Below are 25,436 nucleotides of genomic sequence, written 5' to 3'. Positions count from 1 at the left end.
TCGCGCGGGAGTCACTCAGCCCGTGGGGCAGGTGCCCGCGGCTTCGCGCAGCACCCCGGCCGACGCGGTGTCGACCGGGAGCGCGTAGCCGCGCAGTACCTCGACGAACTGCACCGCGTACTGACACCAGAACGCCCGGTTGGGCGGCATCCAGTGGGCCGGCTCCTGATCGCCCTTGTCCTGATTGGGTTTGCCGGCGACCGCCAACAGATTGGCCGGGTCGTTGGCGAACCGCAGCCGTAGATCGTCGGGCCAGTCGCGGGCCCCCAGATCCCAGGCCAACGCCAGCGGCACGATGTGGTCGATCTGTACCGAGGCGCCGGTCTGATTGCCGCGGACGAACGACACCACCGCATTCGTGTACGGATCGTGCAGCGTGCCGGTCGCCACGGCGTCCGGACACCGCTTGATCGCGACGAACGTCTTGTCGACGAGGTCGCGGTTGAGGATGTCGTTACGGGTGTCGCAGCCGTTGTGGCCACCGGGCGCGCTGTTGTCATCGTCCCAGGACTCACCGAACGCCGCGCGACGATAGTCGTTGCCGCGCACCCGCACCGGCACCTCGGGCACTCCGGCCAAGAGATCGGCCCCGGGGGCGATAGTGGGCGGTTGCGCCTGGGCCGCGAACTGTACGGAGTGTCGGTTCGATGTGCTCACCTGGACGGCGACCACCACCGCGAGCGCGACGGCCGCGGCCAGCCACCACACCCGGCGGCGGGTCATGCCTTGTCCAGGTATTCGACGCGATCGGTGTTCACGAACTGTGCTGCCAGCAGATCCATTCCGGAATCGTGCGGGCTCTGCGAGTAACGCTGCTCGCAGAACGCCCGGGCCTCCTGGATCACTTCGAGGTGATCCCGCAGGGACAGGAAGCGCAGATTGATGGTGCGCCCGGATTGGTTGAGGCCCAGCACATCTCCCTCGCGACGCTCATCGAGGTCGAGATCCGCCAGGGCGAAACCGTCGAGTGTTCCGGCCACCGCGGTGATGCGAGCACCGGCCTTGGAGGTCTCGGGGAGCCGGGTGGCCAGCAGGCACAGGCTGGGATGCTGGCCACGACCGATCCGGCCGCGCAGCTGGTGCAGCTGGCTGATGCCGAACCGGTCGGCGTCCATCACCACCATCATCGTCGAGTTGGGTACGTCGACGCCGACCTCGATGACGGTGGTACACACCAGCACGTCGATCTCGCCGGCCCGGAACGCACCCATCACGGCGTCCTTCTCGTCACCGGACAACCGGCCGTGCATGAGCCCGATCCGCAACCCCGACAACGGGCCTGCGCTCAACCGATCGAACAGATCGACCACCGTGACGGGCGGCGGGCCGCCGCGCCCGTCGTTCTTGTCGCCGGGCTTGTCGGATTCGTCGATACGTGAGGCGACCACGTAGGCCTGCCGGCCCGCGCCCACCTCCTCTCGGATGCGGGCCCAGGCCCGGTCCAGCCAGGTCGGCTTCTGCGAGACGAAAATGGTGTTGGTGGTGATGGGTTGACGGCCGCGGGGTAGTTCGCGCAGCGTCGAGGTCTCCAGATCGCCGTACACCGTGAGCGCCACGGTGCGCGGGATCGGGGTGGCCGTCATCACCAGGAGGTGGGGAGTCAATCCATCACGAGCCTTGGCACGCAGTGCATCCCGCTGCTCGACGCCGAACCGGTGCTGTTCGTCGACGACCACCATGCCGAGATTGTGAAACTCCACCGCATCCTGCAGCAGGGCGTGCGTACCGACGACGATCCCGGCCTGCCCGGACGCCACCTCGCCGCGCACGGCACGCTTCTGCGGCGCCGTCATCGACCCGGTCAGCAGCGCGATACCGGTGGCCGTCTCGGTGCCGCCGAGCTGTCCCGCCATTGCCAGCGGCCCCAGCACGTCACGGATCGAGCGCGCATGTTGGGAGGCAAGCACTTCGGTGGGCGCCAGTAATGCGCACTGGTAACCGGCATCGACCATCTGCAGCATCGCCAGCACCGACACGATGGTCTTGCCCGAACCCACCTCGCCCTGAAGCATCCGGTTCATCGGCCGCGTTGAGGCCAACTCGCCCGAGATCACCTCCAGCACTTCGGATTGCCCCGCGGTCAGCTCGAAGGGCATCCGACTGCGCATCGCCGCGGCCAATCCGCCGTCGACAGGTGGTGCGGGAGGACCGGATTCGCTGAGCTCGCTGTAGCGCCGGCCCACCAACCCCCACTGCAGACCGATGGCCTCATCGAAGGTAAGTCGTTCGGCCGCACGCTCCCGCTGCGTCGCGTTCTCGGCCAGGTGGATGGCCCGCAGTGCCTCATCCTCGGATACCAGGTTGTGTTGGCGGACAAAATCTTCCGGAAGCGGATCCGGGATCGGGTCGAGCATGTCGAGGGTCTGCCGCACGCAGGCGTAGATGTCCCAGCTCTGAATCTTGGCCGACGCCGGGTAGATCGGGAAGAAGTCCCGCTCGAACTCGGCCAGCATGTCCTCGCCGCTGGCCCCCGACGCCGACGCGATGGTGGTCAACGACTTGGTGCCGATCTGCTTTCCGGGTGGCGGATTGAGCACCAGGAACGCCGGGTGGTTCAACTGCAGGGTGTTGCGGAAGTACTTGACCTCGCCGGAGAGCATCAGACGGGTGCCCGTCTCCACCTTGTCAACCATCCACCCGGCATTGAAGAACGTGGCCGTCACCGCGGGCCGATGATCGCCCAGGGCCACCCGCAGGTATTTGGCCCGCCTGGTCCCGCCGGATTTCGTTCGGACGGTCGACTTCATCTCACCGACCTCGGCTTTGGTCACCACGTCGATGAAGGTGACGTGTTCGCCTTCTTCCAGGTCGAGCGCCTCACCCTCCTCACGCACCGTCATACCGTCGCTGTATTTGCGCGGGTAGTGCCGCAGCAGATCGTTGACCGTGCGAAGGCCGAAATTCACATTCAGCTTGTCCGCGTTCTTCTTTCCGACCACGAACTCGAGGCGGTCGCTGAGACTGACCATTACTCCACCCCGATGAGCAGGGCGTCGCCGCGGTGGCCGGTGTGATAGGTGATCAGCTCGGCGCCGAGGTGCTCGCGATGCACATGGGCCTGCAGCGCCTCCCCCACCGCGCCGTCCACACCATCCCCGGTCAGCACCGTGATCAGCTCTCCGCCCGCCACCATCAACAGGTCGATCAACCCGGCGGCCGCGGTGGTGATGTCGGGCCCCACGATCAGCACCTCATCGCCTGCGATGCCCAGCCCGTCGCCCGGCTTACAGGTACCCGCCCACGTCAACGCCTCTTCGGTGGCGATCCGCACGGCTCCGTGCCGCGCCCCTGCCGCTGCTCGCGCCATGGTGTACCCGTCATCGACCGCTTGTCTGCTCTCGTCGTGGACCGCCAACGCGGCCAGCCCCTGCACCATCGAGCCGGCCGGCACCGGCACGACATCGATGCCGCGCCCGATCGCCGCCGTGCAGCCCGCCACCAACTCCTCGGCGGCGACGTACCCATTGGGCAGCACCATGACCTGGGCAGCGCCCACGTCGATCAGGGCACGCAACAACTGCTGGGCGTTGATGGGCTCGCCTCCGTCGGGCCGTAATACGTGCGCGCCCTCACCGGCGAACAGTTCGACGCCGCCGTCCCCGTCGACGACGGCCAGCACCGCACGCTCGCGGGCCCAGGCCCCGGCAGACCGGAGGCCCGGGGCCCCGGTCAGGGCGGTGATCTGGATGCGGTTCAGCGCGCCGACCGCGAGCCCGGCCTCGACCGCAGCCCCGGCGTCGTCGACGTGGACGTGAACCGAGTACTGATCACTTCCCGAAGCGGCGATCGCCACCGACTCGCCCATCTGCTCGAGCGCGGCCCGCAACCCCTCGACGGCGGGTGCGCCGCATCCGGTGAGCAGGTACATGACCTCGAACTGCGGCGCGGCCTCTGCGGCGGCAAGGGCCGTGGCCGCGAGTGCGGCCTGCGGTGAGGCCGGGGTGTACACCGGCCGCCGCGGCGCATGCCCGACCAGGGTCGCTGTCATCGCGTCGAGCAGGACCAACAGACCGCGGCCACCGGAATCGACCACGCCGGCCCTGGCGAGCACGTCGAGTTGCTGTGGTGTGCGATCCAGGGCTGCTGATGCGGCATCGCCGGCGGCGGTAGCCGCATCGGCGACGTCACCTCCCCCGGCCGCGCAGTGTTCGGCAGCCTCGGCCGCGGCCTCCAGCACCGACACGATCGTGCCCGGCACGGGCTCACCCATCGAGGTGACAGCCAGGGCTGCCGCATGGCGCAGCGCCGCACCGAACAGCGCGGCGTCCACAACGGCAAGGTCGCCGTCACGCTGGGCCGCCGCGGTGGTGACCACCTCGGCCAGGCCGAGCAGAATTTGCGACAGGATCACCCCGGAGTTGCCGCGGGCCCCCTGCAACGCCCCGGCCGCCAACGCGCCTGCCACCGACGGGATGTCCCCGCCTACCGGTTCGGCATCGGCATGCGCCCATGCCGAACGCATCGTGAACAGCATGTTTGTCCCAGTGTCCGCGTCGGCCACCGGGAACACGTTGAGCCGGTTGATCTCGTCGGTATGGGTGATCAGGTCATCAACGGCAGCGTGGGCCCATGCCCGCAGAGCAGGGGCGTCCAGCCGCCGAGCCGACATCGGACCTCCCAATCCCCATCAGATCCCACAGAATCCCGCGGCCGTCCCCCGCAGTCACCGCCGTGGGCGCCAGCCTATCGACTGACGGCGACAATCTTGATCAGAGCACCGCCGGCTGTGGACAACCTGGGGTGGTGTTCACGGGCCGTTTTGGCGATCTTCCGGCCTCCCGGTATTCTGATCAGGTTGTCGGGTTGAGCCCCGCCGTTTTGCGGCGAGCGGGCCCAGACCCCCCAAGTACTGATTTCAAGGAGTTGTTGATATGGCTGCCGTGTGCGATATCTGCGGAAAGGCCCCAGGCTTCGGCAAGTCGGTGTCGCACTCGCATCGGCGGACCAGCCGGCGCTGGGATCCGAACATCCAGTCGGTGCGTACCGTTGCGCGTCCGGGTGGCAACAAGCAGCGCGTGAACGCCTGCACCTCCTGCATCAAGGCCGGCAAGGTCTCGCGCGGCTGACGTCGCACGCCTGATCGGGTGCGCGACCATCTTGTTTAGCTGAGGTGACGGCGGGGTATTTCCTGCCGTCATGACCTTATGCCCTGCATCACATAAATCGCTTTATGCGTTTGCTGCCGCCATCGCGGTCGGCTCGATGCTGACCGCGTGTGGCGGTACCGCCTCCGACGACAACAAGACCACTTCGGAGACCCCTTCGACGACCGAGGCTCCGGTGACCCACACCGAGACCACCGTCATCGAATCCCCGGTATCGCCCGGCCCGGCATCGCCGTCGGCGGAGATGCCCGGCCCCGCGACCGGAGGCGGTGGGGACATGACCATCCAGATTCCCTCACCGGAGATCCCGTCACCCCCGCCGATCCCGGCGCCGCCCGCGATCCCCGCCCCGCCTGCGGTTCCCATGCCCTGATCGTCTCAGGGCAACCGCCAGTCGATCGGGTCGGCGCCTTTCTGCTGCAGCAGTTCGTTGGCCCGGCTGAACGGACGCGACCCGAAGAATCCGCGCGACGCCGACAACGGCGAGGGATGCGGCGATTCGATCGTCGCGCAGTCGCCTTCGGCCAGCAGCGGTTTCAGCGTCGACGCATCACGGCCCCACAGCACCGCCACCATAGGTTGCTCGCGCGCCACCAGCGCCCGGATCGCGCACTCCGTCACCGCTTCCCAGCCCTTGCCGCGGTGCGAGGCCGGAGTGCCCGGGGAAACCGTCAGCACCCTGTTGAGCAGCATCACGCCTTGTTGTGCCCACGGCGTGAGATCACCGTTGGCCGGCTTCGGATGGCCGAGATCCTCGGAGTACTCGGTGAAGATGTTCGACAGACTGCGCGGCAGCGGACGCACGTCGGCACCGACCGAGAAACTGAGGCCGACGGCATGCCCCGGCATCGGGTACGGGTCCTGACCGACGATCAGCACGCGCACCTGCTCGAACGGGAACGTGAAGGCGCGCAGAACATTCTGGCCTGCTGGCAGATAGCGCCTGCCCGCGGCCAGTTCGTCGCGGAGGAACTGCCCCATCTGCGCGACGTGCGCTCCCACCGGCTCCAGCGCGCGGGCCCAGCCGTCCTCGAGAAGTTCATTCAGGGGGCGTGCACCTGTTGAATCGCTCGTCGCATCCGCCCCCACCGTCTCGCTCCTCGCGTCCGCAGTCACGGAAAGCCAACTTAGCGTGAGCGCTCAGTCAAACGATTGCCATCCCGCATTACCCGCCCACGGCGCGCCGTCGACGAGCACCACGGCCGGGCCTTCGAGCACCCGCCCGATGGCCCGCCAGCCAGGCGGAAGTGCACCCGGGAATGTCGCTGCCAGCGCGTGGTCCTCACCTCCGCCGAGCACCCATTCCCACGGATCCGCACCCACTGCCGCGGCGGCCTCGGCGACCTCCTGCCGATCGCCGTCGAGAAGGCTGCGGTCCACGTCGATGCCGACCGCGGAGGCCGTCGCGATGTGTCCCAGATCGGCAAGGAGGCCGTCGGACACATCGGTCATCGAGGTGGCACCGGCGTCGGCCGCCCGTGCTCCCTGCCCGTAAGGGGGCTGCGGGGTCAGGTGCCGCTGCCGCAATTCGGAGAACCCGGCCTGCCCTTCTATGCCACGGTGCAGGAGTGCATATCCGGCCGCGGAGCGACCCAGTTCGCCTGCCACTGCCACGGTGTCGCCGACCCGGGCACCGCTGCGACACACCGGTTCCCGGCCGCCGAGATCCCCGAGAACCGTGACCGATATCACCCACTGTGGTGCCCTCACCAGGTCTCCCCCGGCGATGCTGGCGCCCAGCCGGCGCGCCTCGTCCCACAGACCGTCGGCCAATTCCGCGGCGGCGGTGACGGAGGTGTCCGACGGTGCGCCGAACGCCACCACGAAGGCGGTACTCCGGCCGCCCATGGCTTCGATATCGGCGGCGTTCTGGGCGATCGCCTTGCGGCCGATGTCGTGCGGCGTCGACCAATCCAGCCGGAAATGGCGGTCCTGCACCAGCATGTCGGTGGACACCACGGTGCGGCCGTCGGCCACTGCCACCACGGCCGCGTCATCACCCGGGCCCAGCGTCACCGCGTCGGCTTGTGTACGTCCGGCCACCAAGCGGTCGATGACGACGAATTCCCCGGCTCCTGCCAGAGTGTCGTCGTTGTCGTCACCGGAATCATCGCCGATGGTCTCGTCGGTCATATGGCCTCCTGCCGGTCGGCTGCCGCGTCCTGAACCCGAACCCGACCTGCGGTAAGTTTGGTGCCTGCGGCCAGCAGTTTATGCAGCGAGATGGAGGAGACAGCCGGTGGTGGAGGCTTACGTGCTGATCCAGACCGAGGTGGGCCGCGCCGAAGTCGTCGCCAAACAGCTCGCCAGCCTGCCGGGCGTGGTGTCCGCGGAGTATGTGACCGGGCCCTACGACGTGGTGTTGCGCATCAGTGCCGACACCTTGGCGCTGCTCCAGTCCGATGTGGTGCCCGCCGTGCAACAGGTACCCGGAATCACCCGGACCTTGACCTGCCCGATCGCAAACGCCGGCCGGCCATAGAGTTGGTGGTGTGACCGACTCACACGCCGTCGATGGACCGCCCCGCGCCTTACTCATCGCGGCGGTCGTCGTCGCAGTCTCGGTGCTGATCACCGTCCTCGGGATCGCGGCGTCACGGCAGCAATCCCCCGACCAGCAACCCGTCGCCATCCCGGCGATACCGGCACCCCAGGCCGACAGCCAGCAGTGCCACGACCTGCTGAACGCGCTGCCCGAGCAGCTCGGTGATTTCCGGCGCGCCCCGACCGTCGATCCGACGCCTCCTGCCACCGCGGCCTGGCGCGCCGAGCCGGACACCGAGCCGGTCGTCCTGCGGTGCGGGCTCGAACGCCCGACTGATTTCGTCGTGGGCACGCCACTGCAGGTGGTCGACGAGGTCCAATGGTTCCGGGTTACAGACACGGGCGTGGCGGGCCCGGCTAACGAGGCCGACGATCAGGGCCGCAGCACCTGGTACGCGGTCGACCGCCCGGTGTACGTCGCGTTGACCCTGCCGGCCGGCTCGGGACCGACCCCCATTCAGCAGATCTCCGGACAGGTCGCCCGCACGATGCCGGCCCAGGAGCCGGCACCGGGTGCGGTGCGCTGAAGCGTTTTTCGCTCCTCGCGTGCGCGGCTCAGCGCAGGCCGGTGCCGCGCGCGAGCGCGGTCTCGACCATCGCCGTCAGCAAGGTCGGGTAGTCGACGCCGCTGGCCGCCCACATCCGCGGGAACATCGAGATGGTGGTGAACCCCGGCATGGTGTTGATCTCGTTGATCACGGGCCCGTCGTCGGTGAGGAAGAAGTCGACGCGAGCCAGCCCCTGGCAGTCGATCGCGGCGAAGGCGCGCACGGCCAGCCGGCGGACCTCCTCGGAGACGTCATCGTCGACCTTGGCGGGCACATCCAACTCGGCTGCATCGACAAGGTATTTGGTGGCGAAGTCGTAGAAGCCGTCCTCGCGTCCGCGCACTCCGGCCACCCGGATCTCGCCGACCGTGCTGGCTTCGATGCTGCCGTCGGGGAACTCGAGCACACCACATTCCAGTTCGCGCCCCGGGACTGCGGCCTCGACGATGACCTTCGGGTCGTGGCGGCGCGCGAGCTCGATCGCCGCGGGCAGCTCGTCCCACGCCGCGACCCGGCTCACGCCGATCGAGGAGCCACCGCGGGCGGGCTTGACGAACACCGGCAGGCCGAGGCGTTCCCGCTGCTCCAGATCGAGGGTGGGGGCGTTGGCACGCAGCACCACGAAGTCGCCGATCGGCAGACCCTCGGCGACGAGCAGCTTCTTGGTGAACTCCTTGTCCATGCCGGCAGCGCTGGACAGCACACCTGAGCCCACGTAGGGAATCCCGGCCAGCTCCAGCAGTCCCTGGATGGTGCCGTCCTCGCCGTAGGGGCCGTGCAGCACCGGGAAGACCACGTCGACGGCGGCCAGCAGCTCACCGGGTCCGTTGCTCAGCGCCAGCAGCTGGCCGCTGCGGTTGGGGGCGGCAGGCAGCGCCAGCTCGGTACCGGACGTCTCGGTGACCTCGGGCAGCTGACCGTCCGTGATCGCGAGCGTCTCGGGGCGTCCGTCGGTCAACATCCAGGAGCCATCGGGGGTGATCCCGACGGCGACCACCTCGAACCGCTCTGGGTCGAGATTGCGCAGAATGCTGCCTGCCGATACGCAGGAGATCGCGTGCTCCGAGCTACGCCCGCCGTAGACGACGGCGACGCGGGTGCGGGATCCGGTCTGATTGCGGCCTGTCACAACCTAGAGAGGCTACCGTCCCGGTCGGTCCCTGCCTTCCGGCGCATCCCGACCTGGGGCTTTCACCCCGGTAACGCCTGCTCCACGTCGGAGATCAGGTCTTCGGTGTCCTCGATCCCGGCCGAGATGCGGGCGAACCCGGCAGGTACCGGGTCACCCCAGCGGGCCCGGCGGTCGACCGAGGTGTGAATGCCGCCGAAGCTGGTCGACGAGATGAGCAGGGCGCTGCGTTCCACCAGGGCATGGACTGCGGCAGCGTCGGCCAGCTCGATCGACACCAGTCCGCCAAACCGCTTCATCTGGGTCGCCGCCAGCTCGTGGGCCGGATCTTCGGGCAGCCCTGGGTACCGGACCGAGCGCACCGCCGAATGGTTGCGCAGCATCATCGCCAGGGCTGCGGCGTTCTGGCACTGCCGCTCGAAGCGCAGGCCGGCACTGCCGAGGCTGCGTAACACCAGCCAGGCCTCGAACGCGCCCAGGATCGGCCCGGCCAGCAGCCGGTCCCGCTCTACCGCGGCCATCAGCTCGGGCTGGCTGCCCGCGACGTAGCCGGCCACCAGATCGCTGTGTCCCGACAGTGATTTGGTGGCGCTGGCCACCACGAGGTCGGCACCGAGCGAAAGCGGTTGTTGGCCCAGCGGTGTGGCGGTGGTGTTGTCGACGACGAGAGTGGCGCCGCGGGCACGGCAGGTCATCGCCAGCCGGTGCAGGTCGACGACGTCGAGCCCGGGGTTGGCCGGAGTCTCGGCAAGCACCACGTCAGCGCGAGCGGCCGCCTCGCAGATATCGGCGACATTCGCCTCGATCACTGTGATCCCTTGCGGGGCAAGGTATTCTGCCGCGTACCGGCGGACCTGATAGTAGCCGTCGGCCGGCACGACCAGCGTGGTTCCGGGTTTGGCGAGCACCCGCAGAGCCGAGGTGATCGCGGCCATGCCGGACCCGAACGTGAGCGCGGCGCCGGCCCCTTCCAGTTCGGCGAGTGCTGATTCCAGTTGTCGCCATGACGGGTTGGAGCTGCGCCCGTAGCTGTCCAGTGGTTCGGTTTCGTCGGGCGAGAGATGGTACGTCGACGCCGGTACCGGGATCGGGGCCACCGGCTGTCCCGGAATCGATTCCAGACCAACGGCTTTGACGCTCCGGGTGGAATCCCCGTACAAGCCGTCCATACCTGTTACCTCCTCGCGTCCGGAGGCCGTTACTCCGGTTTGGTACTGCGCCCCAACAAGCCTGCGACTGCCTCGTGAACCGACAATCCCTTGTGACACACCCTATGAACGGCGTCGGTCAACGGCATCTCGACGCCGTAGCTGGATGCCAGTGCCAACACCGATTCACACGAGGTCACTCCCTCGGCCACATGTCCACCTGCCGCGATCAGCGCTGATTCCATGGTGCCGCCCTTGCCGAGTCGCTCGCCGAAGGTGCGGTTGCGGGAATGTCCGGAGGTACACGTAGCTACCAGGTCGCCTACGCCGGCCAGCCCGGCCAGCGTGGCGGGGGTGGCGCCCAGCGCGATGCCCAGCCGCATGACCTCGGCCAGGCCGCGGGTGATGATGGCGGCCACGGTGTTCTCCCCCAAGCCGACTCCGACCGCCATGCCGCAGGCGAGCGCGATGACGTTCTTGCAGGCCCCGCCCACCTCGGCGCCGACCACGTCGGCGTTGGTATAGGGCCGGAAGTATCCGGTGGCCAGTGCGCGCTGGAGCGTGACCGCGCGTCCGGAGTCGCTGCATGCGACAACGGTGGCTGCGGGCTGCTCGTCGGCGATCTCGCTGGCCAGGTTCGGCCCGGTCACCACCGCGACCCGGGACGGATCGGCGCCGGTCACCTGGACGATGACCTGGCTCATCCGCATGAGCGTGCCGAGCTCGATGCCCTTGGCCAGGCTCACCAGCGTCACGTCGTCACCGATCAGATGCTTCCAGCCTTCGAGGTTCGCCCGCAGCTGCTGCGCCGGAACTCCGAGCAGCACCGTGCAGGCCCCGGTCAATGCCTCGGCCGGATCGGTGGTGGCCCGGATCGTCGAGGGCAGCACGACGTCGCCGAGGTACCGACTGTTGCGATGGTCGGTGTTGATCTCGTCGGCAACCTCGGGTCGCCGGGCCCACATCGTCACCGGATTGCCCGCGTCCGCCAGCACCTTGGCCAGCGCCGTCCCCCACGCACCGGCACCCATCACCGCAGCCTCTACCACCCGCTCACCCTATCCCGGCGGCTGCACCACTCACCGACACCAGCGGGGCTGGCAGGATGAACCCATGAGCGGCTCCCGAAGCGACAACGCCGCAGCAGCACCGCAGGCCGCTGACGTCACCCTCGTGATCGCGGTGAAGCGGCTGTCGGCCGCCAAAACCCGGCTGGCGCCCATCTTCTCCGCGGCTACCCGCGAGGCCGTGGTGCTGGCGATGCTCGTCGACACCATCACCGCCGCGTCCTCCATCGCCCCGGTAACAGTCGTCACCCCCGACGACACCGCGGCCGACGCGGCCAGGCAGCTCGGGGCCGGGGTGTTGATGGACCCGACACCGCCCGGTCATCGTGACCCACTCAACAACGCCATCACCGCGGCCGAGGCCGAACTTCGCTCCACCGCCCCGAATATCGTTGTTCTCCAAGGAGATCTGCCTGCCCTGCAGCCCCAGGAGTTGGCCGAGGCCCTGGCCATGGCCCGCGGTTATCAACGCAGCTTCGTCGGTGACCGGCACGGCACCGGTACCTCGGCGCTGTTCGCGTTCGGCACTTCGCTGGCTCCGCGCTTCGGATCCGATTCGGCTGCGCGCCATCGACACTCCGGCGCGATCGAACTCACCGGCGCGTGGCCCGGTCTGCGCTGCGACATCGACACACCCGACGATCTTCAGACCGCGCGACGCCTCGGCGTCGGTACCGCAACCACGCACACCCTCGGTAGGCATGCCAGCAGGTAGCCGCGACCCCACCAGATAGGGAATGATCGGACGAATGAGCGAAGCCACCGAAGCCGAGCCTGCGACCCGGGCGGAGCACTCCCATCGGGATAACACCGCAGCCGCATCGGGGCAGTCCGTCGAGCCGGCAACACCGGAAGTCCCACCGGCTGCGACCTGGCCGGCAGTGGACAACGCACTGCCCGAAGACCGGTACCTCAACCGCGAGCTGAGCTGGCTGGACTTCAACGCCCGGGTACTGGCGCTGGCGGCCGACCCGTCACTGCCGTTGCTCGAGCGGGCGAAGTTCCTGGCGATCTTCGCGTCCAATCTCGACGAGTTCTACATGGTGCGGGTGGCCGGGCTGAAACGGCGCGACGAGATGGGGCTTTCGGTGCGCTCGGCCGATGGTCTGTCCCCGCGTGAACAGCTGCGCCGTATCAACGAACGCACCCAGCAGATCGCCAACCGGCACGCCAACGTGTTCCTCAGCTCGGTCCGCCCGGCGCTCGCCGAAGAGGGCATCATCATCGTCAACTGGGCCCAGCTCGACGAAACCGAACGCGCCAAGCTCTCCACCTACTTCCACGAGCAGGTGTTCCCGGTGCTCACCCCGCTCGCGGTGGACCCGGCCCACCCGTTCCCGTTCGTGAGCGGGCTGAGCCTGAACCTGGCAATTACCGTCAAGCATCCCGAGGACGGCGGGCAACACTTCGCCAGGATCAAGGTGCCCGACAACGTCGGCCGCTTCGTGGAACTGAGCGCCCCCACCGATGGATCGACCGTGGTGCGGTTCCTGCCCATGGAGGAACTCATCGCGGCGTTCCTGCCGGTGTTGTTCCCCGGCCTGGAGATCGTCGAGCACCACGCGTTCCGGATCACTCGCAACGCCGACTTCGAAGTCGAAGAGGATCGCGACGAGGATCTGCTGCAGGCGCTCGAACGCGAGCTGGCGCGCCGCAGATTCGGCTCGCCGGTGCGGTTGGAAGTGTCCGACGACATGACCGAGAGCATGCTCGAACTGCTGTTGCGGGAACTGGATGTGGCGCCCGGCGACGTTATCGAGGTGCCCGGGCTGCTGGATCTGTCCGCGCTGTGGCAGATCTATGCCGTGGACCGGCCCGCGCTCAAGGACCGGCCGTTCGTGCCCGCCACCCCACCGGCATTCGGCGAACGTGAGACGCCCAAGAGCATTTTCTCGACGCTGCGCGACGGGGATGTGCTGGTACATCATCCCTATGACTCGTTCTCCACCACCGTGCAACGCTTCATCGAGCAGGCCGCCGCCGACCCCAACGTGCTGGCGATCAAACAGACGCTCTACCGCACATCCGGTGACTCGCCGATCGTCAACGCACTGATCGACGCCGCCGAGGCAGGCAAGCAGGTGGTCGCGCTCGTCGAGATCAAGGCGCGCTTCGACGAACAGGCCAACATCAAGTGGGCCAGAGCACTCGAACAAGCCGGAGTGCACGTGGTCTACGGGTTGATCGGCCTCAAGACCCACTGCAAGACCTGCCTTGTGGTGCGCCGTGAGGGGTCGACCATCCGGCGCTACTGCCACATCGGCACCGGCAACTACAACCCGAAAACCGCGCGGCTGTATGAAGACGTCGGGTTGCTCACCGCCGATCCCGACATCGGCGCCGACCTGACCGATCTGTTCAATTCACTGACCGGCTACTCACGCAAAGACGCCTACCGCAACCTGCTGGTGGCTCCGCGCGGTGTGCGCAAGGGCATCATCGAACGCATCGACCGTGAGATCGCCGCCCATCATGAGGGAGCCACGACCGGAATCCGGTTGAAGGCAAACGCACTGGTGGACGAGCAGGTGATCGATGCGCTGTACCGGGCGTCGCAGGCCGGGATCCCGGTCGAGATCGTGGTGCGGGGCATCTGCGCCCTACGCCCAGGCGTGCCCGGGTACTCCGACAACATCAGGGTGCGCTCGATCCTGGGGCGCTTCCTCGAGCACTCGCGGATTATTCACTTCCGCGCCATCAATGAGTTCTGGATCGGCAGTGCCGACATGATGCATCGTAATCTCGACCGCCGTGTCGAAGTGATGGCTCAGGTCAAGGATCCGAGGCTGATGGCGCAACTCAACGAGGTGTTCGAGTCCGCGATGGATCCGGCCACCCGGTGCTGGGAGTTACGACACGATGGTCACTGGACGGCGCTGCCCCAGGAGGGGCAGACAGTTCGCGACCACCAGGTGTCACTGATGGAACGTCACCGGCACCCCTGATCCCACCTGGCCCGGGCCGGTGAATGACCTGCAGGAGTTGAGGTGTCGAACGACAGCACGACAGCAGCGCAGCCGGGCAACAAGCTGGTGCCCGCAGCAGGCGCCGTGTTGTGGCGCAGCGGCGAGGACGCCGCGGGCACTGCCGTGCCCGAGGTGGCCGTCATCCACCGTCCACGGTACGACGATTGGTCCCTGCCCAAGGGAAAGGTCGAGTTCAACGAAACCGATCCGGTGGCCGCGGTGCGCGAGGTTCACGAGGAGACCGGCTACACCGCGCAGCTCGGGCGCCGGCTCGGCTCGATCTCGTATGACATTCCGCAGGGAACCAAACGGGTTTGGTACTGGGCTGCGCGCGCGACCGGCGGCGACTTCACCCCCAACGATGAGGTGGACAAGCTCATCTGGCTGCCGGTGGAATCCGCGATGGATCAGCTGATCTACCCGCATGACCGAAAAGTATTGCGCCGCTTTGCAAAACAGCCGCCGGATACCAAGACGGTACTCATCGTGCGGCACGGTGTGGCCGGCCGGCGATCCCGATTCAAGGGCGACGACCGCAAGCGTCCGCTGGACAAGAAGGGGCGGGCACAGGCCGAAGCCCTGGTCGCCCAACTACTGGCATTCGGTGCCACAACGCTTTACGCGGCCGATCGGCTGCGCTGCCACCAGACCCTGGAGCCGTTGGCCCAGGAGCTCGGGGTGGACATTCACAATGAGCCGACGCTGACCGAGGAAGCGTACAACTCCGACCACAAGGCCGGCCGCAATCGTGTGCTCGAACTCGCGGCCCGGGCCGGGACCCCGGTGATCTGCACACAGGGCAAGGTGATTCCCGATCTCATCTCGTGGTGGTGCTCGCGCTCACAGGTGCGCCCGCAGACCACCGGAAACCGCAAGGGCAGCACCTGGGTGCTGTCGATGACGGACGGCCGACTGGTCGCTGCAGACCACCTCGGCAGTCCCCTGCCCGCCGGCGGCTAGTTACACACGAGAAAAGACACGTCGTGAGCTCACCTACGGCTCACGACGTGCCTTTACCGTAATTACTTGCGGCCCTTCTTGGCCGGTGCCTTCTTGGCAGCCACCTTCTTGGCGGGTGCCTTGGTCGCGGCCTTCTTGGCGGGTGCCTTGGTCGCGGCCTTCTTGGCGGGTGCCTTGGTCGCGGCCTTCTTGGCGGGCGCCTTGGTCGCGGCCTTCTTGGCGGCCGGGGCCTTCTTGGCAGCGACCTTCTTGGCGGCCGGGGCCTTCTTGGCAGCCACCTTCTTGGCGGGTGCCTTGGCCGCAGCCTTCTTCACAACGGCCTTGACCGCAGCCTTCTTGACTGCCTTGGTGGCGGCCTTCTTGGCCACTGCCCTGGTGGCCACCTTCTTGGCGGCGGCGCGCTTGACCGGGCCTGCGGTGACGCCACGCTTGACCGCCGGACCTTCAGACGGGAGGCGCTGTGCCCCAGAGACAACCGCCTTGAACTGAGCGCCCGGACGGAAAGCCGGCACCGAGGTGGGCTTGACCTTCACCGTCTCGCCGGTGCGCGGGTTGCGCGCCACACGGGCAGCGCGGCGGCGCTGCTCGAAGACACCGAAGCCGGTGATCGTGACGCTGTCGCCCTTGTGCACCGCGCGGACGATGGTGTCCACAACGTTCTCCACCGCGGCGGTAGCCTGCCGACGATCGGTGCCCAGTTTGGTTGTGAGTACGTCGATGAGCTCCGCTTTGTTCATCCAAAACCTCCGAAACCAGTGGTCCTCCTTGGACCGACTAGAGGACACGGTAAACCCTGTAACCACTGATTTCCAAGAGCCACGCGCAATTTCAGGCGTAGCTAGCGAACAATCCGGCAATCCGCTTGCCCCACTTGGACTCCCCCAGGTTGGGTCCAGAACCGGTTTGGCACGCGGCGAATTCGGGCTCCGATGCACCCGTACGAGGCCCCCGATCAGGCGGGCAGAGTGCGCGGCTTCCAGGCCGGCCGGTGCTTCTCGTAATCCTCGATCGAAGAGAGTTTCCGCAGCGTAAGGCCTATATCGTCGAGTCCCTCGAGCAGTCGCCAAGCCGTGTAGTCGTCAATTCTGAACGGCAGCACAACCGTTCCGGCGACGATATTTCGATCTTGAAGATTCACAGTGATTTCCAGCCCCGGATTCTGCTCGATGAGCTTCCATAAGAGCTCGACATCGTCTTGGGCGACTTCGGCGGCCAATAGCCCGGCCTTGCCGGCGTTGCCGCGGAAAATATCGGCGAAACGGGATGAGATAACCACCCGGAAGCCATAGTCCATGAGCGCCCAGACGGCATGTTCGCGTGACGATCCGGTGCCGAAATCGGGTCCGGCGACCAACACCGAGCCTTTGTCGAATGGCGGAAGATTCAGAATGAACGACGGATCAGCGCGCCAGGCGGCGAACAATCCGTCCTCGAAACCCGTTCGGGTTACCCGCTTCAAATAGACGGCGGGGATGATCTGGTCGGTGTCGACATTGGACCGCCGCAGCGGGACGCCGATGCCGGTGTGAGTGCTAAAAGCCTCCATCAGGCTTCTCCTTCTGGTTTCTTAGCGGGTCGCGGCGGGCAGATCGGCAGGGGACGCCAGCTTTCCGCGTACGGCGGTGGCTGCGGCAACGGCCGGCGAGACCAGGTGCGTGCGGCCCCCCTTGCCCTGTCGGCCTTCGAAATTCCGGTTGGACGTCGAGGCACAGCGCTGCCCCGGGGACAGTTGATCGGGGTTCATGCCCAGACACATCGAGCAGCCGGCTTGCCGCCATTCGGCGCCCGCGGCGGTGAATATCCGGTCGAGACCTTCCGATTCGGCCTGGGCCCGGACCCGCATCGAGCCCGGCACGACGAGCATCCGCACCCCGTCGGCGACCTTGCGATCGCGCAGCACGTCGGCGACCACCCGCAGGTCCTCGATCCTGCCGTTGGTGCAGGACCCGACGAAAACGGTGTCCACGGCGATGTCACGCATGGCCATCCCGGGTCGAAGATCCATGTAGGCCAAGGCCTTCTCCGCCGACTGACGCTCACCGTCGTCGCCGATCAACTCCGGATCGGGCACCGAAGCGGACAGCGGGACGCCCTGTCCCGGGTTGGTTCCCCATGTCACGAACGGGCTCAGCGTGGCGGCGTCCAGGTAGACCTCGGTGTCGAATTCGGCGCCCTCGTCGGTACGCAACTCGCTCCAGGCGGCCACCGCGGCGTCCCAGTCGGCCCCCTTCGGAGCGTTCGGGCGGCCCTTGAGGAATTCGAAGGTGGTCTCGTCAGGAGCGACCATGCCGGCCCGGGCCCCGGCCTCGATGCTCATGTTGCAGATCGTCATCCGGCCTTCCATGGACAACGCCTCGATGGCGCTGCCCCGGTACTCGATGACGTGGCCCTGGCCGCCGCCGGTACCGATCTTGGCGATCACGGCCAGGATGACGTCCTTGGCGCTCACGCCGGGCGGCAGCACGCCGTCGACGTTGACCGCCATGGTCTTGAACGGCTTGAGCGGCAGTGTCTGCGTGGCCATCACGTGTTCGACCTCGGAGGTGCCGATACCCATCGCGATGGCGCCGAATGCACCGTGGGTCGAGGTATGGCTGTCCCCGCACACGACCGTCATGCCCGGCTGCGTCAGCCCCAGCTGCGGTCCGATGATGTGCACGATGCCCTGTTCGGCATCGCCCATCGGGTGCAACCGGATGCCGAATTCCTCGCAGTTGCGCCGCAATGTCTCGACCTGGGTGCGCGAAACCGGATCCGCGATCGGCTTGTCGATGTCGACCGTGGGCACGTTGTGGTCCTCGGTGGCGATCGTGAGGTCCGGTCGTCGCACCGGCCGGCCCGCCAATCGCAGGCCGTCGAACGCCTGCGGGCTGGTGACCTCGTGGACGAGATGCAGGTCGATGTAAATCAGGTCGGGCTCTCTGGCCGCGCCCTCTCCCTCACCGCGCGCCACGACGTGGTCGTCCCAAACCTTTTCGGCCAGGGTGCGCGGCTTCACGGATGTCTGTGTCGATTGGTCCATCGCTACTTCTCGATTCGATTAACGGCAACGCGGGCTTGCATCAAGAGTCCGCCAGGGCTGGGAGTTACTGTCGCCATCTCATCTGCCATCTCACAATGCGAGACGCTAGTATCTCTCTGTGAGAAATGATAGCGGCATCGGCGTTCTCGACAAAGCCGTGGGTGTGCTGCACACCGTGGCCGAGTCACCTTGCGGGCTGGCCGAACTCTGCGAGCGGACCGGGCTCCCGCGGGCGACCGCGCACCGGCTGGCCGCCGGGCTCGAAACCCACCGGCTGCTGGCCCGCGACGGAGACGGACGCTGGCGCCTCGGCCCGGCATTGACCGAATTGGCCTCCCACGTCAACGATCCGCTCCTGGCGGCCGGCGCCGCGGTCCTGCCCCGCCTGCGTGAGATCACCGGCGAGAGCGTGCAGCTGTACCGGCGCGAAGGGCAGTCCCGGGTCTGCGTGGTGGCGCTGGAGCCTCCGGCCGGGCTGCGCGACACCGTGCCGGTGGGCACCCACCTCCCGATGACGGCCGGCTCGGGCGCCAAAGTGCTACTGGCCTATGCCGACCCGGCCACCCAGCAGGCCGTGCTGCCGGCCGCCAAGTTCACCGACCGCACCCTGGCCGAGGTCCGCAAGCGCGGCTGGGCGCAGAGCGCCGCCGAACGTGAGCCGGGTGTGGCCAGCGTCTCGGCACCGGTGCGTGACGGCCGTGGCGCGGTGATCGCCGCGGTGTCCGTGTCCGGGCCGATCGACCGCATGGGCCGGCGACCCGGGGCCCGCTGGGCCGCCGATCTGCTTGCCGCCTCCGATGCGCTCACCCGCCGACTGTGAGACGAATCTCAACACGCGGCTGACGCGCCCGGCGTGGCGGGACGTCGCCGGCCCCGAATCCGACCAGCCTCACGGCGGAGTGACGTTCACCACCCGGGGCCATTCTGGCGTGACGATGGGGCGCGGGCGGGCGCCGTGTCCGCATAACGCAAAAGCGCCCAGTTCGTGAGAACTGGGCGCTTTTACTTCTGTACCCCCGATGGGATTCGAACCCACGCTACCGCCGTGAGAGGGCGGCGTCCTAGGCCGCTAGACGACGGGGGCTAGAACTTCCGGATGGTCAGCTTAGCTTAGGCGGTCGTGCTCACCTAATCCGGCTGATCCTCTCCGGATGGCTGGGGTACCAGGACTCGAACCTAGAATGGCGGTACCAGAAACCGCTGTGTTGCCAATTACACCATACCCCAATAATTGCCCATCACCGCAGGTCACAGGCAATTTCGATCCGATCGGCTCAGCGGGGGCTTCCCCGTTTTGCTTTTCGGGCCGACGAGCAGACTACCAAAGATTTTCGGCTCTCTTTACCAACCCCCGGCACGCCTGGGCGTTCACAGCCGGCCCCGGGCGGCCCGCAACCGCGCCAGGCTGCGGTCGGCACCCAACAGCTCCATCGACTCGAACAGTGGCGGGCTGATCGTCGCGCCCGTGACGGCGACGCGGATCGGTCCGAACGCCTTACGGGGCTTGAGCTCCAGACCGTCCAGAAGCGCCGCCTTGAGCGCCGCCTCGATGTTGGGGGTGTTCCACTCCCCGACGCCCTCCAAGGCGCTCAGCGCGGCGTCCAGGACCGGTGCGGCCTCCTCACGCAGTTCCTTGGCGGCCGCCTTCTCGTCGATCTCGTAGGAGTCGTCGTCGAAGAACTTCAGCAGCCCCCACGCATCGCCGAGGACGACGATGCGGGTCTGGATCAGCGCGGCGGCTTCGGCGAATGCGGCGTCGTCCAAACCGGTGTCGTGACCGTGGGCGTCGAGATAGGCGCGCAGCCGGGCCGTGAAATCCTCTGGCGTCAGCAGCCGGATGTGCTCGGCATTGATCGCGTCGGCCTTCTTCTGGTCGAACCGCGCCGGGTTGGAGTTGACGTTGGCCACGTCGAATGCGGCCACCATCTCGTCGAGGCTGAACACGTCGTGGTCGTCGGCGATGCCCCAGCCCAGCAGCGCCAGGTAGTTCAGTAGCCCCTCCGGCAGGAAGCCGCGGTCGCGGTGCAGGAACAGATTCGACTGCGGATCACGCTTGGACAACTTCTTGTTGCCCTCGCCGAGAACACTTGGCAAATGAGCGAATTCAGGTACCCGCTCGGCCACGCCGATCCGCATCAGCGCCCGGTACAGCGCGATCTGCCGCGGTGTCGAGGGCATGATGTCCTCGCCGCGCAGCACGTGGGTGATCTTCATCATCGCGTCGTCGACCGGATTGACCAAGGTGTACAACGGATCTCCGTTGGCACGCGTGATCGCGAAATCCGGCACCGAGCCCGCTGGGAAGCTCACCGGGCCGCGCACCAGATCGGTCCAGCCGAGGTCCTCGTCAGGCATACGCAAGCGCAGCACGGGCTTACGGCCGTCGTCGGCAAACGCCTTGCGCTGCTCGTCAGTGAGGTCGCGGTCGTAATTGTCGTATCCGAGTTTGGGATTTCGCCCGGCCGCGACATGCCGCGCCTCGACCTCTTCGGGCGTCGAATAGGCCTCGTAGACCTCGCCGGCCTCGAGCAGACGGGCGATCACATCGCGGTAGATCTCGCTGCGCTGTGACTGCCGGTACGGCTCGTACGGGCCGCCGACCTCGGGGCCCTCATCCCAGTCCAGGCCCAACCACCGCAGGGCGTCGAGAATCGCGGCGTAGCTCTCGTCGCTGTCGCGCGCGGCATCGGTGTCCTCGATACGGAAGACGAAGGTTCCGCCGGTATGCCGGGCATAGGCCCAGTTGAACAGCGCGGTGCGCACCAACCCGACGTGCGGGGTCCCGGTCGGCGACGGGCAGAACCGCACCCTGACATGACCAGAGGGAGATGTCATCACTTACCTCTACTTCTGCTTGCGTACAACGGGATTGGTAAGGGTGCCGATGCCCTCGACGGTGACGCTCACGGTGTCCCCGTCTTCGATGGGGCCGACACCTTCGGGGGTTCCGGTGAGGATCAGGTCGCCAGGAAGCAGCGTCATCACCGCCGAGACCCACTCGACGATGGCACCGATGTCATGGATCATCAGCGAGGTCCGGCTGCGCTGGCGCACTTCTCCGTTCACCTCGGTGCGGATCTCCAGGTCCGAGGGATCGAGGTCGTTGACGATCCACGGGCCCACGGGACAGAAGGTGTCGTGGCCCTTGGCCCGCATCCACTGGCCGTCCTTGGCCTGCTGGTCGCGCGCCGAGATGTCGTTGGCGATGGTGTAGCCCAGAATGTTCTCGGCCGCACGTGCGGCGGGCACGTCCTTGCAGGGCCGCCCGATGACGATGGCCAGCTCACCCTCGTGGTGAACGGGATTGGCGTCGGCCGGCAACTGGATCGGCACGTTGGGCCCGATGATCGCGGTGTTGGGTTTGAGGAAGATCACCGGATCCTCGGGAGCTACCCCACCCATCTCCGCGGCGTGGGCCTCGTAGTTCTTGCCCATACAGATGACCTTGCTGGCCAGGATGGGCGCCAGCAGGCGGACGTCGGCCAGCGGCCAGCTCCGCCCGGTGAAGTTGGGATTGCCGAACGGATGCTCGGCGATCTCTTTGCAGACGGCATCGGCGCCGTCGCCTTCGACACTGACGAAAGCGACGCCGTCGGGACTGGCGATTCGACCTAAGCGCATTTTGACCAGGGTAGTGCGCAGCGTCCGACCACCAGCGCGGACGCCTCCGGTCGGATTCCGTCAGTCGGCCGCGAATGCCGCGGCCAGGAACGGCGTGGAATCCGGGACCGAGGCCAGCACGGTGCCCGAGTGATCTTCGTCGGGATAAACCTTGAGTGTGACGTCCTGTCCGTTCGCCCGCAGCTGCTCATCGAGTTGCAGTGACATGTTCGGCGGGACATCGCGGTCCAGGAGTCCGACGCCGAGGAAGATCGGCCGGTCGTAACCGCTGGTCGGCGTGCCCAGGTAGGCGTCGAGAGCCTCCGAGGCGCCGGGCAGGGTGTCCAGCGGCGCGCGGAAGAACGCCGTCGGCGTCATCCCGGTGAGCTGCTGATCGAGTTGCGGCTTACACAGCGTCTCCGCCTTGTCCACGGCATCCAGCCCGGCCGGGGTGAGGACACTGTTGACGTCGATGTCGGGACGAGCTTCCCGGAACCCGGCCAGGATGTAGCCGGTATAGCTGTTGGCCGCCGGTCCCAGATTCGGCGGCAGCGCCATATCGGGGCCCGCCTGCTTCACGATGCCCTCGACATTGAACGGCGTCCCGGTGGCCACCACGCCGCGATAGTCCAGGCCGGTCCCCCGGCTGAATTCGGTGGCCCAGCGTGCGCTGTTGACCGCGGCCCCGCCGCCCTGAGACTGACCCACGATGGCCCATTTCGGCGACAACGGCAGATCCATGTGGTGCATCGCGATCACCGAGTCGACGACGCTGTGGGCGGTGGCCACGGTGTTGAGGTAGCTCATCAGCCCCGGGGTGCCCAGCCCGGCGTAATCGGAGCCGACGACGGCGTAGCCCTGGTCAAGCCAGTGCGTCAGATACTCGACATCCCTTGCGGTGCGCGGCTGTGCCGACGGTGCGCAATCGTCACCGAGTCCGACCGTGCCGTGTGCCCATGCGATCGTGGGCCAGCCGCCCTCGGGCGCCTGGCCGTGCGGGATGAACACCACGGCGGTACTCAGCGCCGGCGAATCATGTTGATCGACAGTCGAGTAGAGGATGCGGTAGGCACTCGCCGCACCCGGTACCGACAGTGCGGGATCCAACGGGACCGCCTCGATCAAGGTTCCGGCCACGGGAATGGGCGCGTCGTAGTGACGGGCGTCCAGGCCCGACCAGTTCGGCACGGCCGCCGCCGCGGTCGGTGCCGCCACAAGTCCACACATCAGCAAAACGGTTGCCGTCAACCACAACTTCACCGGCACAGCTTAGGTCAGCTTTTCATCGGTCTCACATATTGGGACGCAGGTTCAATATTTTGAGATATCCGTGGAACGATGCACGCATGGCTGTTTCGTCGATCAGCACGTTTCGCCGTTGGTCGATGTTGGCGATCGCACTCACCGCGACCACATGCGCCAACGTGTTCATCAACGGCGCCGCGTTCCTCATCCCCACCCTGCACGCCGAGCGTGGCCTGGATCTGGCCAAGGCCGGTCTGCTGTCGTCGATGCCGAGCTTCGGACTGGTGCTCACCCTGATCGCCTGGGGGTACATCGTTGACCGGGTAGGCGAACGGATCGTGCTGACGGTGGGCTCGGCCCTGACCGCCGCGGCGGCCTTCGGGGCGGCTGCGGCGGATTCCCTGATGTCCGTCGGACTGTTCCTGCTGCTGGGTGGAATGGCTGCGGCCAGTAGTAATTCGGCGAGCGGGCGGGTCGTGGTGGGCTGGTTCCCACCTGAACAGCGTGGGCTGGCGATGGGAATCCGGCAGACGGCAACACCTTTGGGTGTCGGCTTGGGCGCATTGGTGATTCCGCGCCTGGCCGAGAGCCACGGCACCGCGACGGCACTGCTGTTCCCTGCAGTGGTGTGTGTCCTCTCGGCGGTGATCTGCGCTGTGGGCGTGCTGGATCCGCCCCGGCCGGCCCGCCACGAGGCACCGGCCGAACACCTGGCCAACCCGTACCGCCGCTCAAACGTGTTGTGGCGCATCCACGCGGTGTCGGTACTGCTGGTGATCCCCCAGGGCGTGGTGTGGACCTTCACCCTGGTGTGGTTGATGAGCGACCGGGGTTGGTCTGCGGCATCGGCGGGCACACTGGTGACCGTCGCTCAATTGCTGGGCGCGGCAGGGCGGATCGCGGCGGGCCGATGGTCCGATGTCGTCGGGCAGCGGCTGCGGCCTATCCGGACGATTGCGTTGGCCGCAGCAGCGACGATGGGGCTGCTGGCGCTCACCGATTGGCTGGGTTCACCGATCAGTGTCGCGCTGATCGTGATCGCCTCGGTGATCACGGTGTCCGACAACGGTTTGGCGTTCACGGCGATCGCCGAGATCGCCGGTCCGTTCTGGAGCGGACGCGCACTGGGCACACAGAACACCAGCCAGCACCTGGCGACCGCCAGCTCGGCACCGTTGTTCGGTGCGCTGATCGGTGCGGCGGGCTACCCGGCGGCTTTCGCGGTGTGTGCGTTGTTGCCGTTGTTGGCGGTCCCCCTCGTGCCGGCCGATGAGCGCTTGCGCGAAGAGCAATAGTCCGTGAGCGCTTGCGCGAAGAGCAATAAGGCACGATGAGCGCTTGCCCGAAGGCACAGATCGACGCCGGTCACGCCCACAACGAATGCCCTGCCGCGTAAGCCGTCGCCCAGTCTCGGACCGTACGCACATACAGTCCGGAGTCGTTGTAGGCCAAGAGCGCATCCAGCCACCCCAGCCGGGTGGACAGATCGCCGCCGCGGTAACACAGGTATCCCGCCGCTGCCAGCGCCGCATCGTCGATGTTGTCGACATTGACCACCCCGTCGTTGTGGGCATCGACACCGTAGAGTCGCCACGTCTCCGGGATGAACTGCATGGGCCCCATGGCCTGCGCGTACTCGGCTTGGTCGGTACCGGCCTCTTCGACGATGCGGAGATTGCCGTTGGTGCCATCGAGTCTCACACCACGGATGGGCGGGGCAACATCGCCGTTGGATGCGATCGTGGCTCCCCGGTAGGTGCCATTGCGACTTTCCACGGTGCCGATTCCGGCCAACGTGGTCCAGCCGATATGGCACCCCGGATTCACCACCTCCGCAACCTTGGCCGCGTACGCGTACGCCTCCAGCGCGGCGGCCGGGAGGCCCATCGCGGCGGCGCGAGGTGCAGCCCATGCTGCGAGTTGGTCGGCGGGCCGGCCCCGGGCCGAGATGTCGATATCGGGCACCGGATCACCGGGTGGCGGCGGGATCCCTTCCGGGATCGGCGAAGCGAAGTGGCCGCTGCAGCTTGAGGCGAGCAGGATAACGGTGGCGGCGATGACCGCGACCGGTTGTCGCCAACGTTGGCGCGCCACATCCATGT

24 protein-coding genes and 2 tRNA genes are annotated in these 25,436 nt (G+C 67.2%); 8 read left to right on the top strand and 18 right to left on the bottom strand.

Going from position 1 to position 25,436, the window contains the following annotated elements; genetic code table 11:
* Positions 1–15: 15 nt before the first annotated feature.
* The 3 genes from ACZYZ7_RS00835 to ACZYZ7_RS00825 are packed head-to-tail and all read right to left on the bottom strand — an operon-like array spanning position 16 to position 4,609.
* Complete coding sequence (locus tag ACZYZ7_RS00835) at positions 16–723, bottom strand: HNH endonuclease family protein (protein ID WP_450068730.1); 708 nt, start codon at positions 721–723, stop codon at positions 16–18.
* The gene (gene recG, locus ACZYZ7_RS00830; protein ID WP_450068729.1) at positions 720–2,969 is read right to left on the bottom strand and encodes an ATP-dependent DNA helicase RecG; all 2,250 of its coding nucleotides are present in this window, start codon (positions 2,967–2,969) and stop codon (positions 720–722) included. The genes ACZYZ7_RS00835 and recG overlap by 4 nt, the downstream gene beginning before the upstream one ends.
* Complete coding sequence (locus ACZYZ7_RS00825; RefSeq protein ID WP_450068728.1) at positions 2,969–4,609, bottom strand: DAK2 domain-containing protein; 1,641 nt, start codon at positions 4,607–4,609, stop codon at positions 2,969–2,971. Before ACZYZ7_RS00825 ends, recG begins: the two co-directional genes overlap by 1 nt.
* Before the next feature lie 262 nt (positions 4,610–4,871).
* Here ACZYZ7_RS00825 and rpmB point away from each other — a divergent pair, with 262 nt between their 5' ends.
* Positions 4,872–5,066 (top strand): 50S ribosomal protein L28, encoded by a 195-nt coding sequence (rpmB, locus tag ACZYZ7_RS00820; RefSeq protein ID WP_135453593.1) that lies wholly within the window; start codon positions 4,872–4,874, stop codon positions 5,064–5,066.
* 102 nt (positions 5,067–5,168) lie between these two features.
* Here rpmB and ACZYZ7_RS00815 read toward each other — a convergent pair whose 3' ends face one another.
* From ACZYZ7_RS00815 to ACZYZ7_RS00805, 3 genes are read right to left on the bottom strand one after another with little or no spacing between them, the layout of a single operon-like run.
* Positions 5,169–5,471 (bottom strand): hypothetical protein, encoded by a 303-nt coding sequence (locus ACZYZ7_RS00815; RefSeq protein WP_450068727.1) that lies wholly within the window; start codon positions 5,469–5,471, stop codon positions 5,169–5,171.
* 12 nt (positions 5,472–5,483) lie between these two features.
* Positions 5,484–6,194, bottom strand: coding sequence for a uracil-DNA glycosylase (locus tag ACZYZ7_RS00810; protein ID WP_463740533.1), 711 nt, complete (start codon positions 6,192–6,194; stop codon positions 5,484–5,486).
* Between the two features lie 51 nt (positions 6,195–6,245).
* Entirely contained in the window at positions 6,246–7,238 is a 993-nt protein-coding gene (locus ACZYZ7_RS00805) for a thiamine-phosphate kinase (RefSeq protein WP_450068726.1), read from the bottom strand.
* 106 nt (positions 7,239–7,344) lie between these two features.
* On the opposite strand from ACZYZ7_RS00805, the gene ACZYZ7_RS00800 reads away from it, so the two are divergent.
* Together ACZYZ7_RS00800 and ACZYZ7_RS00795 are read left to right on the top strand one after the other, a co-directional pair.
* Positions 7,345–7,587: an Lrp/AsnC ligand binding domain-containing protein gene (locus tag ACZYZ7_RS00800; RefSeq protein WP_450068725.1), complete on the top strand. Its 243-nt coding sequence runs from the start codon at positions 7,345–7,347 to the stop codon at positions 7,585–7,587.
* Positions 7,588–7,597: 10 nt separating this feature from the next.
* The gene (locus ACZYZ7_RS00795; protein ID WP_450068724.1) at positions 7,598–8,176 is read left to right on the top strand and encodes a DUF3515 domain-containing protein; all 579 of its coding nucleotides are present in this window, start codon (positions 7,598–7,600) and stop codon (positions 8,174–8,176) included.
* A 28-nt stretch (positions 8,177–8,204) separates the two neighbouring features.
* Here the strand turns inward: ACZYZ7_RS00795 and ACZYZ7_RS00790 are convergent, their stop codons facing one another.
* The 3 genes from ACZYZ7_RS00790 to ACZYZ7_RS00780 form a co-directional block, all read right to left on the bottom strand.
* Positions 8,205–9,326: a D-alanine--D-alanine ligase family protein gene (locus ACZYZ7_RS00790; RefSeq protein ID WP_450068723.1), complete on the bottom strand. Its 1,122-nt coding sequence runs from the start codon at positions 9,324–9,326 to the stop codon at positions 8,205–8,207.
* A 62-nt stretch (positions 9,327–9,388) separates the two neighbouring features.
* Positions 9,389–10,495 (bottom strand): cystathionine gamma-lyase, encoded by a 1,107-nt coding sequence (locus ACZYZ7_RS00785; RefSeq protein ID WP_450068722.1) that lies wholly within the window; start codon positions 10,493–10,495, stop codon positions 9,389–9,391.
* Positions 10,496–10,524: 29 nt separating this feature from the next.
* On the bottom strand, positions 10,525–11,505 hold the full coding sequence (locus tag ACZYZ7_RS00780; protein ID WP_135459956.1) for an NAD(P)H-dependent glycerol-3-phosphate dehydrogenase: 981 nt from the start codon (positions 11,503–11,505) through the stop codon (positions 10,525–10,527).
* An 82-nt stretch (positions 11,506–11,587) separates the two neighbouring features.
* Between ACZYZ7_RS00780 and cofC the strand changes: the two genes are divergently transcribed.
* The 3 genes from cofC to mutT1 are packed head-to-tail and all read left to right on the top strand — an operon-like array spanning position 11,588 to position 15,467.
* Positions 11,588–12,256 carry a 2-phospho-L-lactate guanylyltransferase gene (gene cofC / locus ACZYZ7_RS00775; protein ID WP_135453587.1) on the top strand — a complete coding sequence of 223 codons (669 nt, stop codon included), beginning with the start codon at positions 11,588–11,590 and terminating at the stop codon, positions 12,254–12,256.
* Positions 12,257–12,278: 22 nt separating this feature from the next.
* Entirely contained in the window at positions 12,279–14,486 is a 2,208-nt protein-coding gene (locus ACZYZ7_RS00770; RefSeq protein WP_450068721.1) for an RNA degradosome polyphosphate kinase, read from the top strand.
* Positions 14,487–14,528: 42 nt separating this feature from the next.
* The gene (mutT1, locus tag ACZYZ7_RS00765) at positions 14,529–15,467 is read left to right on the top strand and encodes an 8-oxo-(d)GTP phosphatase MutT1 (RefSeq protein WP_450068720.1); all 939 of its coding nucleotides are present in this window, start codon (positions 14,529–14,531) and stop codon (positions 15,465–15,467) included.
* Positions 15,468–15,529: 62 nt separating this feature from the next.
* Here mutT1 and ACZYZ7_RS00760 read toward each other — a convergent pair whose 3' ends face one another.
* From ACZYZ7_RS00760 to leuC, 3 genes are all read right to left on the bottom strand, one after another.
* Entirely contained in the window at positions 15,530–16,204 is a 675-nt protein-coding gene (locus ACZYZ7_RS00760) for an HU family DNA-binding protein (protein ID WP_450068719.1), read from the bottom strand.
* A gap of 215 nt (positions 16,205–16,419) precedes the next feature.
* Positions 16,420–17,013 (bottom strand): 3-isopropylmalate dehydratase small subunit, encoded by a 594-nt coding sequence (leuD, locus tag ACZYZ7_RS00755; protein WP_135453583.1) that lies wholly within the window; start codon positions 17,011–17,013, stop codon positions 16,420–16,422.
* 21 nt (positions 17,014–17,034) lie between these two features.
* Positions 17,035–18,489, bottom strand: a complete 1,455-nt coding sequence (gene leuC, locus ACZYZ7_RS00750; RefSeq protein WP_135453582.1) for a 3-isopropylmalate dehydratase large subunit — start codon at positions 18,487–18,489, stop codon at positions 17,035–17,037.
* A gap of 118 nt (positions 18,490–18,607) precedes the next feature.
* On the opposite strand from leuC, the gene ACZYZ7_RS00745 reads away from it, so the two are divergent.
* Positions 18,608–19,309 (top strand): IclR family transcriptional regulator, encoded by a 702-nt coding sequence (locus ACZYZ7_RS00745; protein ID WP_135453581.1) that lies wholly within the window; start codon positions 18,608–18,610, stop codon positions 19,307–19,309.
* Between the two features lie 191 nt (positions 19,310–19,500).
* Here the strand turns inward: ACZYZ7_RS00745 and ACZYZ7_RS00740 are convergent.
* The 5 genes from ACZYZ7_RS00740 to ACZYZ7_RS00720 all read right to left on the bottom strand — a co-directional run bounded on the left by ACZYZ7_RS00740 (position 19,501) and on the right by ACZYZ7_RS00720 (position 23,316).
* A tRNA-Glu gene (locus ACZYZ7_RS00740) sits at positions 19,501–19,573 on the bottom strand.
* Positions 19,574–19,641: 68 nt separating this feature from the next.
* Positions 19,642–19,716: transfer RNA gene (locus ACZYZ7_RS00735), tRNA-Gln, on the bottom strand.
* 141 nt (positions 19,717–19,857) lie between these two features.
* A complete protein-coding gene (gltX, locus tag ACZYZ7_RS00730; protein ID WP_450068718.1) occupies positions 19,858–21,324 on the bottom strand; it encodes a glutamate--tRNA ligase in 1,467 nt (488 codons plus the stop codon).
* A 9-nt stretch (positions 21,325–21,333) separates the two neighbouring features.
* Complete coding sequence (locus ACZYZ7_RS00725) at positions 21,334–22,110, bottom strand: fumarylacetoacetate hydrolase family protein (protein WP_450068717.1); 777 nt, start codon at positions 22,108–22,110, stop codon at positions 21,334–21,336.
* A gap of 60 nt (positions 22,111–22,170) precedes the next feature.
* Positions 22,171–23,316, bottom strand: coding sequence for an alpha/beta hydrolase family protein (locus tag ACZYZ7_RS00720; protein WP_135453578.1), 1,146 nt, complete (start codon positions 23,314–23,316; stop codon positions 22,171–22,173).
* 119 nt (positions 23,317–23,435) lie between these two features.
* Between ACZYZ7_RS00720 and ACZYZ7_RS00715 the strand changes: the two genes are divergently transcribed.
* Positions 23,436–24,629: an MFS transporter gene (locus ACZYZ7_RS00715; RefSeq protein ID WP_450068716.1), complete on the top strand. Its 1,194-nt coding sequence runs from the start codon at positions 23,436–23,438 to the stop codon at positions 24,627–24,629.
* 70 nt (positions 24,630–24,699) lie between these two features.
* On the opposite strand, the gene ACZYZ7_RS00710 is transcribed toward ACZYZ7_RS00715, so the two are convergent.
* A complete protein-coding gene (locus ACZYZ7_RS00710; RefSeq protein ID WP_450068715.1) occupies positions 24,700–25,434 on the bottom strand; it encodes a lytic transglycosylase domain-containing protein in 735 nt (244 codons plus the stop codon).
* Between the last annotated feature and the right edge of the window lie 2 nt (positions 25,435–25,436).

Source organism: Mycobacterium sp. IDUB_17, assembly GCF_055419465.1.
The sequence above is the reverse complement of the archived record's forward strand: the minus strand, read 5'-3'. Positions and strand labels throughout refer to the sequence as shown.

Coding starts and splice junctions, on each gene's coding strand:
- ACZYZ7_RS00835 (WP_450068730.1), bottom strand. CDS start 723: ATGACCCGCCGCCGGGTGTGGTGGCTGGCCGCGGCCGTCGCGCTCGCG.
- recG (WP_450068729.1), bottom strand. CDS start 2,969: ATGGTCAGTCTCAGCGACCGCCTCGAGTTCGTGGTCGGAAAGAAGAAC.
- ACZYZ7_RS00825 (WP_450068728.1), bottom strand. CDS start 4,609: ATGTCGGCTCGGCGGCTGGACGCCCCTGCTCTGCGGGCATGGGCCCAC.
- rpmB (WP_135453593.1), top strand. CDS start 4,872: ATGGCTGCCGTGTGCGATATCTGCGGAAAGGCCCCAGGCTTCGGCAAG.
- ACZYZ7_RS00815 (WP_450068727.1), bottom strand. CDS start 5,471: ATGGGAACCGCAGGCGGGGCGGGGATCGCGGGCGGCGCCGGGATCGGC.
- ACZYZ7_RS00805 (WP_450068726.1), bottom strand. CDS start 7,238: ATGACCGACGAGACCATCGGCGATGATTCCGGTGACGACAACGACGAC.
- ACZYZ7_RS00785 (WP_450068722.1), bottom strand. CDS start 10,495: ATGGACGGCTTGTACGGGGATTCCACCCGGAGCGTCAAAGCCGTTGGT.
- ACZYZ7_RS00780 (WP_135459956.1), bottom strand. CDS start 11,505: ATGGGTGCCGGTGCGTGGGGGACGGCGCTGGCCAAGGTGCTGGCGGAC.
- cofC (WP_135453587.1), top strand. CDS start 11,588: ATGAGCGGCTCCCGAAGCGACAACGCCGCAGCAGCACCGCAGGCCGCT.
- ACZYZ7_RS00770 (WP_450068721.1), top strand. CDS start 12,279: ATGATCGGACGAATGAGCGAAGCCACCGAAGCCGAGCCTGCGACCCGG.
- ACZYZ7_RS00760 (WP_450068719.1), bottom strand. CDS start 16,204: ATGAACAAAGCGGAGCTCATCGACGTACTCACAACCAAACTGGGCACC.
- leuD (WP_135453583.1), bottom strand. CDS start 17,013: ATGGAGGCTTTTAGCACTCACACCGGCATCGGCGTCCCGCTGCGGCGG.
- leuC (WP_135453582.1), bottom strand. CDS start 18,489: ATGGACCAATCGACACAGACATCCGTGAAGCCGCGCACCCTGGCCGAA.
- gltX (WP_450068718.1), bottom strand. CDS start 21,324: ATGACATCTCCCTCTGGTCATGTCAGGGTGCGGTTCTGCCCGTCGCCG.
- ACZYZ7_RS00725 (WP_450068717.1), bottom strand. CDS start 22,110: ATGCGCTTAGGTCGAATCGCCAGTCCCGACGGCGTCGCTTTCGTCAGT.
- ACZYZ7_RS00720 (WP_135453578.1), bottom strand. CDS start 23,316: ATGTGTGGACTTGTGGCGGCACCGACCGCGGCGGCGGCCGTGCCGAAC.
- ACZYZ7_RS00715 (WP_450068716.1), top strand. CDS start 23,436: ATGGCTGTTTCGTCGATCAGCACGTTTCGCCGTTGGTCGATGTTGGCG.
- ACZYZ7_RS00710 (WP_450068715.1), bottom strand. CDS start 25,434: ATGGATGTGGCGCGCCAACGTTGGCGACAACCGGTCGCGGTCATCGCC.